The 13898-nt window shown below is 73.2% G+C and carries 15 protein-coding genes and 1 pseudogene; 11 read left to right on the top strand and 5 right to left on the bottom strand.

Annotated features, from left to right (window positions below; genetic code table 11):
• The first annotated feature begins 2 nt into the window (after positions 1-2).
• From WME98_RS16080 to WME98_RS16095, 4 genes are all read left to right on the top strand, one after another.
• Positions 3-653 (top strand): DUF3540 domain-containing protein, encoded by a 651-nt coding sequence (locus WME98_RS16080; protein ID WP_437952082.1) that lies wholly within the window; start codon positions 3-5, stop codon positions 651-653.
• Between the two features lie 90 nt (positions 654-743).
• Positions 744-1034 carry a PAAR-like domain-containing protein gene (locus WME98_RS16085; protein WP_437953987.1) on the top strand — a complete coding sequence of 97 codons (291 nt, stop codon included), beginning with the start codon at positions 744-746 and terminating at the stop codon, positions 1032-1034.
• Between the two features lie 68 nt (positions 1035-1102).
• Positions 1103-1573 (top strand): hypothetical protein, encoded by a 471-nt coding sequence (locus WME98_RS16090; protein WP_437952083.1) that lies wholly within the window; start codon positions 1103-1105, stop codon positions 1571-1573.
• A gap of 440 nt (positions 1574-2013) precedes the next feature.
• Complete coding sequence (locus WME98_RS16095) at positions 2014-2388, top strand: protein kinase domain-containing protein (RefSeq protein WP_437953988.1); 375 nt, start codon at positions 2014-2016, stop codon at positions 2386-2388.
• Between the two features lie 42 nt (positions 2389-2430).
• On the opposite strand, the pseudogene WME98_RS16100 reads toward WME98_RS16095, so the two are convergent.
• The 5 genes and pseudogenes from WME98_RS16100 to WME98_RS16120 form a co-directional block, all read right to left on the bottom strand.
• Positions 2431-3867, bottom strand: a pseudogene (locus tag WME98_RS16100) (sigma 54-interacting transcriptional regulator); the annotation flags it as partial.
• 123 nt (positions 3868-3990) lie between these two features.
• Positions 3991-4392 (bottom strand): hypothetical protein, encoded by a 402-nt coding sequence (locus WME98_RS16105; protein WP_437952084.1) that lies wholly within the window; start codon positions 4390-4392, stop codon positions 3991-3993.
• The gene (locus WME98_RS16110; protein WP_437952085.1) at positions 4389-4559 is read right to left on the bottom strand and encodes a hypothetical protein; all 171 of its coding nucleotides are present in this window, start codon (positions 4557-4559) and stop codon (positions 4389-4391) included. Before WME98_RS16110 ends, WME98_RS16105 begins: the two co-directional genes overlap by 4 nt.
• A gap of 249 nt (positions 4560-4808) precedes the next feature.
• Positions 4809-5411, bottom strand: a complete 603-nt coding sequence (locus WME98_RS16115) for a hypothetical protein (protein WP_437952086.1) — start codon at positions 5409-5411, stop codon at positions 4809-4811.
• A gap of 31 nt (positions 5412-5442) precedes the next feature.
• A complete protein-coding gene (locus tag WME98_RS16120) occupies positions 5443-5784 on the bottom strand; it encodes a hypothetical protein (protein ID WP_437952087.1) in 342 nt (113 codons plus the stop codon).
• A 118-nt stretch (positions 5785-5902) separates the two neighbouring features.
• Between WME98_RS16120 and WME98_RS16125 the strand changes: the two genes are divergently transcribed.
• The 7 genes from WME98_RS16125 (at position 5903) to WME98_RS16155 (ending at position 13881) form a co-directional block, all read left to right on the top strand.
• Complete coding sequence (locus tag WME98_RS16125) at positions 5903-6763, top strand: hypothetical protein (protein ID WP_437952088.1); 861 nt, start codon at positions 5903-5905, stop codon at positions 6761-6763.
• A 447-nt stretch (positions 6764-7210) separates the two neighbouring features.
• Positions 7211-8290, top strand: coding sequence for a prephenate dehydratase (gene pheA / locus WME98_RS16130; protein ID WP_061628186.1), 1080 nt, complete (start codon positions 7211-7213; stop codon positions 8288-8290).
• A gap of 118 nt (positions 8291-8408) precedes the next feature.
• On the top strand, positions 8409-9773 hold the full coding sequence (locus WME98_RS16135) for a hypothetical protein (RefSeq protein ID WP_437952089.1): 1365 nt from the start codon (positions 8409-8411) through the stop codon (positions 9771-9773).
• Positions 9774-9920: 147 nt separating this feature from the next.
• Positions 9921-10520 carry an RNA polymerase sigma factor gene (locus tag WME98_RS16140; protein ID WP_437952090.1) on the top strand — a complete coding sequence of 200 codons (600 nt, stop codon included), beginning with the start codon at positions 9921-9923 and terminating at the stop codon, positions 10518-10520.
• Entirely contained in the window at positions 10517-11635 is a 1119-nt protein-coding gene (locus tag WME98_RS16145; RefSeq protein ID WP_437952091.1) for a tetratricopeptide repeat protein, read from the top strand. The genes WME98_RS16140 and WME98_RS16145 overlap by 4 nt, the downstream gene beginning before the upstream one ends.
• 73 nt (positions 11636-11708) lie before the next feature.
• Positions 11709-12767, top strand: coding sequence for a hypothetical protein (locus WME98_RS16150; protein WP_437952092.1), 1059 nt, complete (start codon positions 11709-11711; stop codon positions 12765-12767).
• Positions 12768-12828: 61 nt separating this feature from the next.
• Positions 12829-13881, top strand: coding sequence for a hypothetical protein (locus WME98_RS16155; protein ID WP_437952093.1), 1053 nt, complete (start codon positions 12829-12831; stop codon positions 13879-13881).
• Positions 13882-13898: the final 17 nt, after the last annotated feature.

Consider the following 13898-nt stretch of genomic DNA (forward strand, 5'->3'; position numbering starts at 1 on the left):
CCATGCAGAGCGTAGCAAGGACGAGACAATACGAGCGGCAAGCCTACGGCGAACACGGCGCGGTGCTCCGGTTCGACGGCTCCGCGTACATCGTCGAGACCGACGACGGCGAGGTCCGCGCGAAGCGCGCGACGAGCTGTCTCCTGGAGCCCGCCGCCGGAGACCTGGTGCTCCTGGCCGTCGTGAACGGCGCGCACTACGTCCTCGCCGTCCTCGAGCGGGAGGAAGGAGCGCCCTCGCGCCTCGTCTCCGAGGGAGATCTCCAGATCCGCCTGCAGCGCGGCTCGCTGGGCCTCTCGGCGCCGGACGGCGTGCACGTGCAATCCGGCAAGGACCTCTCGATGGTCGCGTCGACCTTCCGTGTCCAGGCGAAGGAGGGGCACGTCGCGCTGGAGCTGTTCTCGTTCCTCAGCAAGATGGTCCGCGGCGAGGTCGACCGGGCCAAGCTGGTCGGCCGGAGCCTCGACGCGCACCTCGAGCGGGTGATGCAGCGGGTGAAGCGCTCCTACCGCATCGTGGAGGAGGCCGACCACGTGCGCGCCGATCGCATCGACTATGCGGCCAAGGGCAACCTCGCCATCCACAGCGAGAACGCCAAAATCACGGCGTCGCACCTCGTGAAGATCGATGGCGACCAGATCCAGGTAGGGTGACCAGAGATGTGCTTTGCTAGCACCTCGGGCGGTGGGCTCGACTTCGGCGTCCCGGATGTCTGCTTGCCGGGCCCCGTCCCGTACCCGAACATGGCATCTCGAACCATGGCGACGTCCGTCGCGTACAAGGTGATTCTCGGGCGCGGCCCCGCCCATACGCTGGCGACCGTCATTCCCATCTCCATGGGCGACAACCCTGGGATCCTCGGCGGCGTGATCTCCCGTCGCAACATGGGGCCCTCGCGGCGCCTCGTCCCCTATCCGAAGCTGCTCTTGCAGAACAAGCCGGCGGTGCGGCTCGGCGCCACGGGCATCCAGAACCAGATCAACGTGAACGGGACGACCATCGCGCCGAGCCAGGTGAAGGTCCTGCTGCTCTGACGCCCGCTCGGTCGTCCGCGAGACCGCCCCGAACCCCTGCGCTGTTCTGCCCGGTGAGGGACACGAGCATGGCCATCAACGAGCACGCCCGCATCCGCCTGGCGATCATTCAACAGAAATACGGCAAGCGCCTGGCCCAGGGCGCGAGCGGCGCTGACGCGGCCGACCGGCGCGGGCGTTTCAAGAGCGATTTCCGGCGGATCCTGGCCGACATCTTCGCGCCCACGTTCAAGGCCATCGGCGATGAGCTCGCCGCGTCGGGTCACGCCTACCGGATCGAGCATGACGCGGGCGAACAGACCCCGAGCCTCGAGCTCCACGTCCTGCTCCGGGGCGTGCCGGCGGACGCCAACAACCTGATCCGCCTCTTCTACAACGCCGAGGCCGAGGGCGATGGAGAGGTGATCGCCGAGGTCAACGTGCACCAGACGTTGACCGAGCTCACGCGGTTTCGGGTGCTGTCCCGGATCAACCAGGAGGTGGCGGAACAGATGTGCGTGGACGCCATCGAGCACATCTTCGCCGTGAACGCCCGCTGAGCGCTCGGCGGAGGGACCCCGCCGACCGGGCCCTGCTCGACAGCTCATCGCCCGGCGCGCGGCCGTGGTAGAAGCGCCCCGTGATCTCGGGGGAGAGCGCGGTCGTTTGCCGGCGCTGCGGCGCGGACAACTCCCCGTTCAACCCGCGCTGCGCGCGCTGCGGGGCGCCGCTGTCGGAGGAGCCGGACGCGCGCGCCGAGAGCACCCTGGATCTCGCGTCGAGCGGCGGGGGCGCGGCCCCGGGCTCACCGCCCGATCCGTTCGCGAGCACGGTCCTGCCGCTGGGCCGGACGGCCCCCGCCGAGGCGGCGCTCCCCGGCGCCGAGGCGGCGCTCCCCGGCGCCGAGGCGGCGCTCCCCGGCGCCGAGGCGGCGCCCGATCTGCGCCCGGGCGCGAGGCTCGGCCGGTTCGAGGTGATCGACCGCCTCGGCCAAGGCGCGATGGGCGTGGTGGTGCGGGCGCGCGATCCGGTGCTCGGCCGCGACGTCGCGATCAAGGTGCTGGGGCCCGAGGCGCTCGGGCGCTCGGGGACCGCGCAGGCGCGCGCCCGGCTCGTGCGCGAGGCGCAGGCCATGGCGAGGATCAAGCACCGGAACGTGGTCACGGTGCACGAGGTCCTCATCGAGGGCGCGCAGGTGCTCGTGGTGATGGAGCTCGTGGAGGGCCGGACGCTGCGCGCCTTCTGCGCGGAGGCGCGGCGCCCGACCGCCGAGCTCGTGGCCGCCTTCCTCCAGGCGGGCGAGGGGCTCGCGGAGGCGCACCGCGCAGGGCTCGTCCACCGCGATTTCAAGCCCGACAACGTGCAGCTTCTGTAGGTAGGTGCGGTTGAGCCCCGACGCGCGCGCCGCCTGCGACACGTTCCCGCCGTGCCGATCCATCAGCGCCGCGAGGAACGATCGCTCCGCCTCGGCGGCGCCCGCCTCGCGCGCCGCCTCGAGCTCGTCGGCCGAGAGCTCCGAGAAGCGCGGCGCCGGCGCGGCCCCGGCGGCGGCGGGCCCGGCGGCCGCGGACGCCGTCAGGTCGGGCGGGAGCAGATCCACGTCGAGCACCGGCCCCGTCGCCAGGATGCACGCGCGCTCCACCGGGTGCGCGAGCTCGCGCACGTTGCCCGGGTACGCGTGCTCGCGGAGCGCCCGCTCGGCCCGCGACGTCCACCGGGGCTGCTCGCCGGGGCGCTTCCAGGAGGCGCGGAGGAAGTGATCGACGAGCAGCGGGATGTCGCCGGCCCGCGCACGCAGGGGCGGGATCTCGAGCTCGATCACCTTGAGCCGGAAGTACAGGTCGCGCCGGAACTTCCCGGCCTCGACGAGCGCCGGCAGATCCTGGTGGGTCGCCGCGAGCACGCGGACGTCGACCCGCTCGGTCCGGTCGGAGCCGACGCGCTGGATCTCCCCGAACTGGAGGAAGCGGAGGAGCTTCGCCTGCACGTCGGGCGCGATCTCCGCGACCTCGTCGAGGAAGAGCGTCCCCCCCTGGGCCGACGCGATCCTCCCCACGCGATCGCGATCGGCGCCGGTGAACGCGCCCCTGACGTGGCCGAAGAGCTCCGACTCGAGGACGGTCCCTGGCAGGGCCGAGGTGTGCAGCGTGACGCAGGGCTTGGCGCGGCGGCGGCTGTTCACGTGGAGCGCGCGGGCGACGAGCTCCTTGCCGGTGCCGGTCTCCCCGCGGATCAGCACGGTCGCGTCCGCGTCGGCGACCTGCGCGATCGTCTTGAGGAGCGCGATCATCCTCGGGTCCTGCGCGACGATGCCCTGGAAGTCGTGGCGGGCGAAGAGATCGCGCTCGAGGCTCTGGGTGCGGCGGCGGAGCGCCTCGCGCTCGATCGCCCGCTTGAGGAAGAGCCCCGCGAGGTCGGCGAACTCGGCGACGAAGCGGAGCGCCTCGTCCCCGGCGCCGCGGGTCCCGTGCTCCACGTAGACGGTGCCGTAGACCTCGCCGCCGTGGGCGAGGGGCACCACGAGCACGGAGGACGCGCCTGACGCCTCGAGGCTCTCGATGAGCGCGAAGCGCGGCGCGTCGGCCTCCCGGGACAGGCGGACGATCTGCCGCGTCTCGATGGCCTGGCGCACGAGGCCGCGGCTGAATCTGCGCTCCTCGTCGGTGATCGTCGCCCGATCGAAGCGGACCGCGAATCTCTGCTCGTAGGCCCCCCCCTCGCGGACGACGATGAAGCCGCGGTCGGCGCCCGTCGCCTCGATCACGAGGCCGAGCAGGAGCTCGGGGGTCCGGACGTCGTCGTCCTCCGAGAGGAGGATCCGCACGATCTTGAGGAGCGCGGGGTAGAGATCCATGACGGCAGCGCCAGGGTAGAGCGTGCGGACCACCGCCGCGAGCGCGCCGCGACGAGCGCCCGCGCGGCGGGCGGATCGATCCGCCGGGGACACGGGGACGAGAGGGACACCGGGGCGGGAGCCCTAACCGCCTCGGCGCGCCGACAGGGCCAGCAACGGCTCGTCGCCGAGCAGCGCCATGTGAAGCAGGAACGCGGCCACCAGCCGGCTTGGATCGCAGGAGAGCGCATCGGTCGCATCGTTGACATCGCCGTAGATCAGCGCGCAGCTCTCGAGGTCGGGATCGAGGACGAAGCCCTCGAGCAGCCGCGCGAGCGGCGTGTCCAGGGCGGTCCGAAGCGAGCGAGGCCGGTCGCTCACGGGGAGGTCTTCGAGGCGCTCGATCGCGCAGTAGAACCTCGCAGACATGGCCGCCGCGGCCATGGCCCATGCCTTCGCGCGGAGGAAGCAGCGCTTATCGTGGTAGGAGCGCGACCGAATCCTGTATTTGAACACGAAGCCGAGCGTGCCGATCTGTTGGTTCATGGCGCTCCATTCGCAATGTTCAGAAACGCGCTACCTCGGCTCGACGCGTCCCCGGCCACCCGGTGCAGGTGAACGCGCCGCTCGCCGGCGCCGTCGTACAGCGCCCGCGACAGATCCTGCCCGTTCTCCCGCACCGACACCACCCGGTTGTCCTCGTCCCAGCTCAAGGCTCGCTGCCGGCTCCCGCGGTCCGGCTCCGTGCTGGCTTGCCCGGCCTCGGCACGGCCTCGACCGCTGAGCAGCGCCTCGAAGATGGAGGGAGCGGCGCCATCACGGCCGGGGCGGGGGTAGGACGGTTCGAGCGGACATGGGAAGACGTCGGCACGGGTTGCGTCCATTCTCCACCCTCACCACACAGATTTCGAGAGGAAAGCTGTCTCACGCGTCATTGAGACAGGGGGCGTTGCGGCATGGGCTCATTCCATTCCTGGCACGGACTTCCGGAACTCTTCCCATAGCGCGACAAAGGCTCGAAGACCGCCGAGGTCGGCTCCCTCGAACACACGGATCATCGCGTACCAGGAGGCACCCGACTGGGCGTAACGCTCGGCTAACCATTGCTCAAACGCCTCGAAGCGTTCTCGCTCATGCAGCGCTGCAGTCGGGTCGACCTCATCTAGTCCTGCGAGGAAGCCTTTCCAGAAGTTCGCGCACCAATCAACGGTAGGCTCAGCGAACACCATTCCCGTTCGTCCACTCACGATAGGATCGCGCACGAGCTCCACAAACCCAAGCTGCGCACTCGCCGGCGAGCTCCCCGCCAACGCCGGCTCTGCAGCAAGCATTAAACTCAGCGCTTCCAGCACACGTCGGAGGGCATGTTCCGTGTTCCGAGCGCTCAGATACGCTCGCGTACATGCGTCAGCCTGATCAGGCCCCTCGAATCGCCGTGCAAGCTCGTAAAGAATCGGAGCGACGTTTCCGTTCGCCATCCGATACCCAAACAGAAAGGCTCCGAGGGCCAGCACGCAAGCCTCGGTGAGGCACTCCCCCGGATTCTTTCGAATCGTATCGATCACACTCGCGAGTCTCATCGCTACTCCCTCTGAGTCAAAATCCAACAGCTTTGATTGCCACACCGCCGATCGCGTGCAGCGAGTCGACGTAGGTCTGATATGGAACACCTCCAGGACAGCCCCCCTCGAACGCCACCACCCGGGCCTGGTCGGGGAGCACCATTTCTCCATGGGGCGCCCCCACGTCCTCGACCAGCGGCGCGTCGAGACGAGGCCCCAAGAGCAGCCCCCCTGCGCCGTCGCTCGGCAGCCGCAATGGAATCGCCGAGAGCGCCACCCCGCCGCCCGGAGGCGACAGGGGCAAGAGCCGCGGCTCCTGCGGCCCCGCCAGCGCGAGCCCCTCGTGCCCCCGCCCGAGCAAGAGCCGCCTCTTCACGAAAGCTACACACGAGCATCATCGCAGCAGCATTCGGACGCCTGGCCGCGCTGAACGCCGTTGACAGCTCCTCCCCATGAGCGACCATCGCCCGTTACGCTCAACCAGGAGGGAGTCCATGCCCCTGAAACGCACCGTCAAGAACACGTCCAAGCCCAACTCACCCAAGGCCAGGTCGTCCGGCAAGGCGCCCGTCTCCAGGACGAAGCGCCCTGCCGCACAACCCCATGATCCGACCAGCGATGAGGCGCTCCTCGCCCTGGCCCCGACCTACGCGGCCGGGCCCGACATTCCGGTGAGCGTCGCGGAGCGCGAGCTCACCTCGCTCGCGCGCCTCGCGCACGCGCACGCGGCGCGGCTCGCCAGGATCGGGATCACCTCCGACAAGGTGGCTCTCCTCGCCCGCTTCGCCCACCGCCTCGGCGCCCTCGAGAAGGCCTGGCAGAAGGCGCGCGGCGCCGTGCAGCTCACGTCGGCGCAGCGCAGGCTCCGCGACGAGGCCGAGGCGCTCGACGCGAAGCTCGTGGCCGGCGGCCGCTGGGGCTGCCGCAACGACCCCGCCGCCCAGGCCGAGCTCTCGCGCATCGCCGACGGCTCCGGCCTCGCCGACACGATCCAGGACCTGCGCGATCTCGTCGACTTCTGGTCCGACCACGAGAGCGCGCTCGGCGTCACCGATATCACGCGCAAGGACCTCCAGCGGGCCAGGGCGCTCGCCGACGCGCTCGAGGACGCCGCCGCCAACGAGGCATCCGACGCGAGCGCCGCCCACGCGCTGGAGCTCCGCAACCGCGCGTTCTGGGCCGCCGACGAGCTCGCCAAGGAGCTCCGCGAGGGCGGCCGCTATGCCTTCCGCGATCAGCCCAAGCTCGCGGCCAGGTTCGTATCGCGCCACCGGGCAACCCTGAACCAGCGCTCGCGCCTCAAGGCGAAGAAAGCCAAGGCGGACGCGCTCTCGGAGCAGACAGCCGTCATCTGAGCATTCCTTCTGCGGCCGTACCGCGCGTCTGGCATCGTATCGCGCCCTCCCTGATCCCCTCGCGCCCGCGCCCGATCCTCTCACGCCTGCGCCCACCCCTATCGCTCCCGCCCCCGCCCCTATCGCTCCCGCCCCCGCCCCTATCACGCCCGCGCCCACCCCTATCGCTCCCGCCCCCGCCCTCATCTCGCCTGCTCCCGCCCTTCCCGCTCCCTCGTCAGGCGCTCGTTCTTCCTCTTCGCCTTCGCCGGTCTCCTCTCTCCCAGCGGGCCCATGCGTCGAGCCCGCACGGATGCCGCTTCGCCCCCGACGCGCGCCTCCGTCGCGCGCGTTTCACGCGCCTCCGTCGCGCGCGTTTCACGCGCCTTCCCCGCGCCGAGGCGAGCCTTGCGCGGTGGCGTCCCCTGCGCTTTGATGGCCGCCGGTCCCATCCGAGGTGAAGTGTACATGACGACCCTGGGCGAGCTCCGCGTGCGCATCGACAGCATCGACGATCGGATCCTCGAGCTCCTCGCCGAGCGGGCCGAGGTGGCCCTCGAGGTCGCGCACGCGAAGCGCGCCGCCAACGCCACGCAGTTCCACGACCCGGAGCGCGAACGGCGCGTGCTCGACCGCCTCCAGACCAAGGGCGCCGGCCGCTTCCCGCGCGACGCCATCCGGGTCGTCTTCCGGGAGGTGATGAGCGCCTGTCTGGCGCTCGAGGAGCCCATGAAGGTGGCCTTTCCCGGGACCGAGGGCGCCTTCGCCGAGGTCGCCGCGCGCCACCTCTTCGGGCTGGCGGCGCGCTACCGGGAGACGGGCACCATCGAGGGCGTCTTCGACGCCGTGCGCGCGGGCGAGGCGGCCTGCGGCGTCGTCCCCATCGAGAGCTCGTCGGACGGCTCGGTGACCCTGACCGCGGACGCCCTCATCGAGAGCGACCTCCAGATCCGACAGGAGCTCGTGCTCGACGTGGCGTATTGCCTGTTCAGCAAGGCGGAGGGGCTGAGCGGCATCACCCGCGTCCACGGGCACTCGCACGCGCTCTCGCAGTGCCGGCTCTGGCTCGCCAAGCACCTCCCCGGCGCGCAGATCGTCCAGACCGCCTCCGTCGCCGCGGCGGCGCACGAGGTCCTCGGCGATCCCGCCGCGGCGGTGGTCGGCAACCGCGGCGCGGGCGAGCTCTACGGGCTGCCGCTCCTCCGCGAGCGCATCCACGACCGCCCCGAGAACGCGACCCGCTTCATCGTCATCGCCCGGGCCGACGCGCCGCCCACGGCCGCCGACAAGACTTCGATCGTCTTCTCCGTGCAGGAGGAGCCCGGCGCGCTCCGCCGGGTGCTCGCCATCTTCGACGACGCCGCCATCAACCTGACGAGGATCGAGTCGCGCCCGAGCCGGCAAAAGCACTGGGACTACGTCTTCCTCGTCGACCTGGAGGGCCACCGGAGCGATCCGCGCGTCGCCGAGGCGATCGAGCGGCTGCGCGCCCGCTGCGAGATGGTGAAGGTGCTCGGGAGCTACCCGAGGTCGGCCGGATCGCGCTGAGGCCGCCAGCGCGGCCGTTCCGGCGCCGCCGCACCGCGGCGATCGCACGAACTCCGCGGTTCGGGGCGGCCCGCCGGGGATGGTGCCCCGGAGGGAAGGATGGTATTTTCCGCAGCCCGTGCCGGCTGCGTCGCTCGCGCTCGCCCTCCGCGCTGCCCGAACGGCCGCCAGCGCGGTGGCCTGCACGCTCCTCGCCCTCCCGGCCGCCGCCGAAGCGCCCAGCGCCGCCCGCGAGGCGCCCAGCGCCGCCCGCGAGGCGCCCAGCGCCGCCCGCGCGCCGGTGCTCGTCCTCGCGGCCTTCCCCGGCGCCGGCCGCATCGACGAGCGGGCCATCGACCTCGTCGCAGCCCATGTCCGCCCCCTCGGCGTCCGCCTCCAGGTCGTCCGTGCCGGCGCGCCGGGGCGCACGCTGCACACCCTCCTCCCCGACGCCCGCGCCCTCGCCGACGCGTGGGACGCGCGGGGCGTGCTCTGGATCGACGCCGGCTCGAGCGACGAGCTGGCCTTGTACGCGGTCGAGCGCGGCGGCGATCAGGTCTACGGCCGCCGCATCCCGGTCCCGCCCGGACAGATCACCGCGGCCCTCGAGTCGCTCGCCAACATCGCCGGCGCCGTCGCCGAGGAGCTCCGCGAGGGGCGCATCGCCGGCCTGGCCGAGGTGGATGTCGCCGCGACCGCGGCCCCGCCGGCCGCTCGCCCCGAGCCCGCCGCCGCCCCCGCGCCCGCGGCGCCCCCCGCGGCGGCCGCAGGCGCGGCGCCGGCCCCGCCGCCGCCCGCGGTCGAGCGGGGCGCCCGCCCCGAGGCGCCGCCGCTGCCCACGCTGGCCGTGCAGGTCGGCTACACCGGCGCGAACTTCAGCGGCGAGGTGCCCTGGCAGAGCGCCGCCGCGCTCCGCGCCTCGTGGGCGCCGGTCGATCGGGCCGTCCTCGGCCTGGGGTACGATCTGGTCCCTGCGGCCACGCTCGGCGACGATCGGTCGCCGTTCGAGCTCGTGCGTCACCCCGTGAGCGCGACCGGCCAGCTCCGGCTCCGGCTCCCGCTCGGCTTCGACCTGCAGCTCGGCGCGCGCGCCAGCGTCGACGTCGTCGAGCGCATCCCCCAGCCTCCCCCGCAGCCCACCCCGTCGTCGCCGCCCGCGTGGCCGCTGCCGGCCCGGCCGCCGCAGCGGGGCGAGCCGCTGCCGCCCTTCCCTCCCCCCTGGCGGTGGCCGCGGATGATGCCGCGGCAGCTGCCCCCGCCCGAGGCCCGGACCGATGTGATCGTCAGCGCAGCGCCGGTCGCGGAGCTCGGGTACCCGCTCACGGGGTGGCTTCGCCTCAAGGCGACGCTGGGCGTGGACGTCCTCCTGTCGCAGCCGGACGCCTCGGTGCACCCGGCCCTCGCGCTCCAGCCCGACCCGGTGCGGTTCGTCGCCGGCCTCGGGCTGGAGCTTGGCCTCTCCTTGCCGGCTTCCCCGGCCGCGGAGGGCGCGGTCCGGCGATGACCGCCCGCGCCGCGTGACCCGGCCCGGAAAGAAAATTGACCCGGGTTGGGCCGTGCGCCGCACCAGGTCGGGGCGATGGACGCTGCGCACACACGAGCTCTTCGCACGAGCCTCGGACCGTTTCCCGAGCCGCGCCCGGCCAGCGCCATGACCCGCCCCCCTTCCCCACCGCCGCCCACCGCGCCCCTGCCGCTCGATCTCGAGCGGATGCGCCGCGCCGGCGCGGGCGATCCAGAGGCGCAGGCCTGGCTCATGACGCACGTCATCCCCCGCGTCCGCAGGATCGCGCGGGCGTTCCTCCGCAGCTCGGCCGACGCCGACGACGCCGCGCAGCTCGCCCTGCTCGCGATCCTCGAGAGCGCCTCGACCTACCGCGGCGAGGCCGCCGTCGAGGCCTGGGCCAGGCGCATCGCCGCCCGCACGATCCTCCGCTACGCCAGGCAGCAGCGCCGGGACGGCGCGCCGGTCGCGCCGGAGAGCGCGATCGACGAGGAGGTCGCCCAGGCGCCGCATCAACCCCCGTTCGAGGCGCTCCCGCGCGAGGCGCGGGCGTACCTCGACGCGCTGCCGGAGGCGCAGCGCAACGTGATCCTCCTGCACCATGCGCTCGATTACTCGATCGAGGAGATCGCCGGAATGACCGAGGTCAGCCCCGACACCGTGAAGAGCAGGCTGCGCCTCGGGATCGGCGCGCTCCGCAAGCAGGTGCGCCAGGACATCGCCATCGGCCGCAAGAGGGCATCATGACAGGGACCCAGAAGCCCGAGATCGATCTGGACCGCCTGCCCGCCATCTTCGCCGCCGAGGCGCGTGGCGAGCCGATCCGCCCGGAGGACGCGGCGCTCCTCCGCCGCGCCGAGCAGGAGGACCCCGAGCTCCGCGGCGAGGCGCAGCTCTGGGCCGCGATCGGGAAGCTCGGCGACGAGCGCGGCGCCGGCCTCGAGCTCAGCGACGCCGCCCTGCTGGAGCGGGTGCTCGCGCGCGCCCACGTCGAGCCCGCGCCGAGGAGCGCGGCGCGGCCGCGCGCGGCGCCGCGGCCGGCGCTGCGGCGAGGGGTCGCGGGGACGCTCGCGGGCGTGGCCGCCGCGGCGACCCTCCTGGGCGCGCTCGCGGCGGAGCTGATCGACGGGCCCGCGCACGCGCCCCCGCCCGCGCCGGGCACGGGCGAGGCGCTCGCTCCGAGCGGCGCGCCGTCCGCCCCCGCGCCCGCGCCCGGCGAGGACGCGCCCTCGCCGGGCGCGGGCGCGGCGCCGAGCGAGCCGCCGGGGGCGCCCTCGCCGGGCGCAGGCGCGCCCTCGCCGGGCGCGGGCGCGGCGCCGAGCGAGCCGCCGGGAGTGCCCTCGCCCGGCGCAGGCGCGGCCGCTCCCCCGAGCGCGCCGTCGCCCCGCGCGGGCTCGGCGGCGGGCAAGCCCGCGGCCACCGGCGCGGGCGACGCCCGGGATCGCGCCCCGCAGCCGCCCAGGCCGCGCGCGGAGGAGCTCCCGATCGGCCCCGAGGCGCTGCTCCTGCGCGCGCAGGCCCGGCTCGGGGAGGGGAAGACCGCCGAGGCGAGCGCCGCGTACCGCGCCCTGCTCGCGCAGCACCCGTCCAGCCCGGAGGCGCGGGCGGCGCTCGTGTCGCTCGGCCAGATCGCGCTCCGCCAGGGCAAGCCGGCCGAGGCGCTCGGCCACTTCGAGCGCTACCTCGCCGGCCCCGGCGGCCCCCTCGCGGCCGAGGCCCGGGTCGGGCGGGTGCAGTGCCTGCGCCGGCTCGGGCGGGCGGCCGACGAGCGCGCGGCCATCGCCGACTTCCTCTCCCGCCACGGCCAGAGCGTCCACGCCCCGCGGCTGCGCGCGCGCCTGTCCGAGCTCGGCGGCACGTGAGCGCCGGCGCCCGCGCGGCCTCCGCAAAAAAGATTGACCCCCGAACCTGCGACATCTCCACCAGGTCATCGAGATGTCGCGAAAAATTCGCAGAATTGTAAAATTCCCTCACGGGGTCGGAGGGCGCGCCGGCGTCCTCGTCGGGCTCCTGAGCCTTCTTTCTCTTCACTGCTCGACGTCGGGCACGGGCGACACGACGGGCGCCGGCGGAGGCGGCGGCTCCGGCGGCTCCGGCAGCTCCACCGGGCCCGGCGGGCCGCCCGGCGACCCTACGCGCCTCGTCGGCGCCTTCCAGGTGCGCTCGCTCCCCGACACGCCGGCAGGCGACGCGCCGTCCGGCAGCACGTCGGTCGTCGGGAAGATCTACGACGGGCCCACGCCGTCGCAGATCATCTGGGAGATGGCGGCCGAGGAGGGCAGCTGCCGGCTCCTCAAGCCGCGCGTCCCGTTCTGTAACGAGCCCTGCGGGGGCAGCGCCGTCTGCGTCGAGGACGACACGTGCGAGCCCTACCCGGCCGCGCACAGCGCCGGCGCCGTGACGGTGACGGGCCTGAACCTCGAGTCGGGCGAGGCGTCCCTCGTCATGACCCCCGTGGCGAACAACTACCAGCCTCCCGCCGGCGCGAAGCTCCGCTATCCGCCCGCCGACGAGGGCCAGGCGGTCCGCTTCGAGGCCAGCGGCGATTACTTCGGCGCCTTCGCGGTGGAGGCCAAGGGCGTGAGCCCGCTCGAGCTCCTGAACGACACGATCCGCCTCGATCCCGATCAGGACGTGCAGCTCGCGTGGACGCCGCCGGGACAGGCCGGCGGCTCGGAGATCTACGTGAAGCTCGACATCAGCCATCACGGCGGCACGAAGGGGATGATCGAGTGCTCCGCCGAGGACACCGGCTCGCTCGACGTGCCGGCGTCGCTCGTCACGCAGCTCCTCGACCTCGGCGTGGCTGGCTTCCCGACCGTCATCGTCACGCGCAGGTCCGTGGGCTCCACGACGATCACCTCCGGCCGGGTCGATCTCGTCATCTCGTCGCAGATCGAGAAGTCGGTCGAGATCGCGGGGCTCACCTCGTGCAACGACAGCTCGCAGTGCCCCGAGGGCCAGACCTGCCAGCCCGATCTCACCTGCAAATGAGCCTCGCCGGCTGCCGGCGCGGCGCACAGCCCAGCTTAACCAAGACAAAGGAACAGACGCCATGACCACCTCTTATCGCCCCTTGCTGCTGCCCCTCGCCGTCGCGCTGCTCTCCACCGCCGTAGGCTGCTCCGGCTCGGACGCGGAGACGCCGAGCGACGGGACGACCAGCACGTCGTCGAGCTCCGGCGGCGGCACCACCGGCGGCGGCACCACCGGCGGCGGCACCACCGGCGGCGGCACCACCGGCGGCGGCGCGACCACCGGCGGCGCCACCACCGGCGGCGCGACCACCGGCGGCGCCACGACCGGCACCGGCGGCGGGACGACCGAGAAATTCAGCTTCTTCGTGACCAGCCTCGTCGCCATGCAGGAGCTGTCGGGCTCGGAGGACGGCTTCGGGGGCGATCTCCGCTTCGGAGAGACGGGCCCGGGCGCCGGCCTCCGCGGCGCGGACAAGATCTGCGCGACGATCGCCGAGAAGAGCCTCCCGGGCGCGGGGAGCAAGCAGTGGCGCGCGTTCCTGAGCGCCGTCGCGGGAGAGGACGGCAAGCAGGTCGACGCGATCGACCGGATCGGCGAGGGGCCCTGGTACGACCGGCTCGGCCGGCTGGTCGCCAACAACAAGGAGGAGCTGCTCAACGATCGCCCCATCGCGGCCGACGAGGCGATCATCGATGATCTGCCGAACGAGGACGGCGTCCCCAACCACCAGCCCGATCCGAGCCAGCCCGAGGTCGACAACCACGACATCCTGACGGGGACCAACGACCAGGGCAAGCTCTACAGCGCGACGGCCACGTGCAAGGACTGGACGGCCAAGGCGGGCGACAAGGAGGCGGAGGGGCGGCCGCGCGTCGGGCACTCGTGGCCGAGGAACTTCGGCGGAGGCTTCCCCGGCGGCTCCAGCGGCGCGGGCTTCCCCGGCGGCTCCAGCGGCGCGGGCGGCCCCGGCGGGAACATCAACATGGCCAACTGGATGTCGTCCCTCGACGAGTCGGGGTGTGCGCCTGGCATCAACCTCCTGGAGACCGGGGGGCCGCTGCCCAACGAGGCGACCGTCGGCTCGGGCGGCGGCTACGGCGGGATCTACTGCTTCGCGCTGACGCCCTGACGCAGGCGTGCCGGCGC

Source organism: Sorangium sp. So ce296, from assembly GCF_051529605.1.
Taxonomy (GTDB): domain Bacteria; phylum Myxococcota_A; class Polyangia; order Polyangiales; family Polyangiaceae; genus Sorangium; species Sorangium cellulosum_D.

Bases quoted from the DNA above. Each gene is read 5' to 3' on its own strand.
- WME98_RS16080 (WP_437952082.1), top strand. From the start codon at position 3: ATGCAGAGCGTAGCAAGGACGAGACAATACGAGCGGCAAGCCTACGGC.
- WME98_RS16085 (WP_437953987.1), top strand. From the start codon at position 744: ATGGCATCTCGAACCATGGCGACGTCCGTCGCGTACAAGGTGATTCTC.
- WME98_RS16090 (WP_437952083.1), top strand. From the start codon at position 1,103: ATGGCCATCAACGAGCACGCCCGCATCCGCCTGGCGATCATTCAACAG.
- WME98_RS16095 (WP_437953988.1), top strand. From the start codon at position 2,014: ATGGGCGTGGTGGTGCGGGCGCGCGATCCGGTGCTCGGCCGCGACGTC.
- WME98_RS16105 (WP_437952084.1), bottom strand. From the start codon at position 4,392: ATGAACCAACAGATCGGCACGCTCGGCTTCGTGTTCAAATACAGGATT.
- WME98_RS16125 (WP_437952088.1), top strand. From the start codon at position 5,903: ATGCCCCTGAAACGCACCGTCAAGAACACGTCCAAGCCCAACTCACCC.
- pheA (WP_061628186.1), top strand. From the start codon at position 7,211: ATGACGACCCTGGGCGAGCTCCGCGTGCGCATCGACAGCATCGACGAT.
- WME98_RS16140 (WP_437952090.1), top strand. From the start codon at position 9,921: ATGACCCGCCCCCCTTCCCCACCGCCGCCCACCGCGCCCCTGCCGCTC.
- WME98_RS16145 (WP_437952091.1), top strand. From the start codon at position 10,517: ATGACAGGGACCCAGAAGCCCGAGATCGATCTGGACCGCCTGCCCGCC.
- WME98_RS16150 (WP_437952092.1), top strand. From the start codon at position 11,709: ATGTCGCGAAAAATTCGCAGAATTGTAAAATTCCCTCACGGGGTCGGA.
- WME98_RS16155 (WP_437952093.1), top strand. From the start codon at position 12,829: ATGACCACCTCTTATCGCCCCTTGCTGCTGCCCCTCGCCGTCGCGCTG.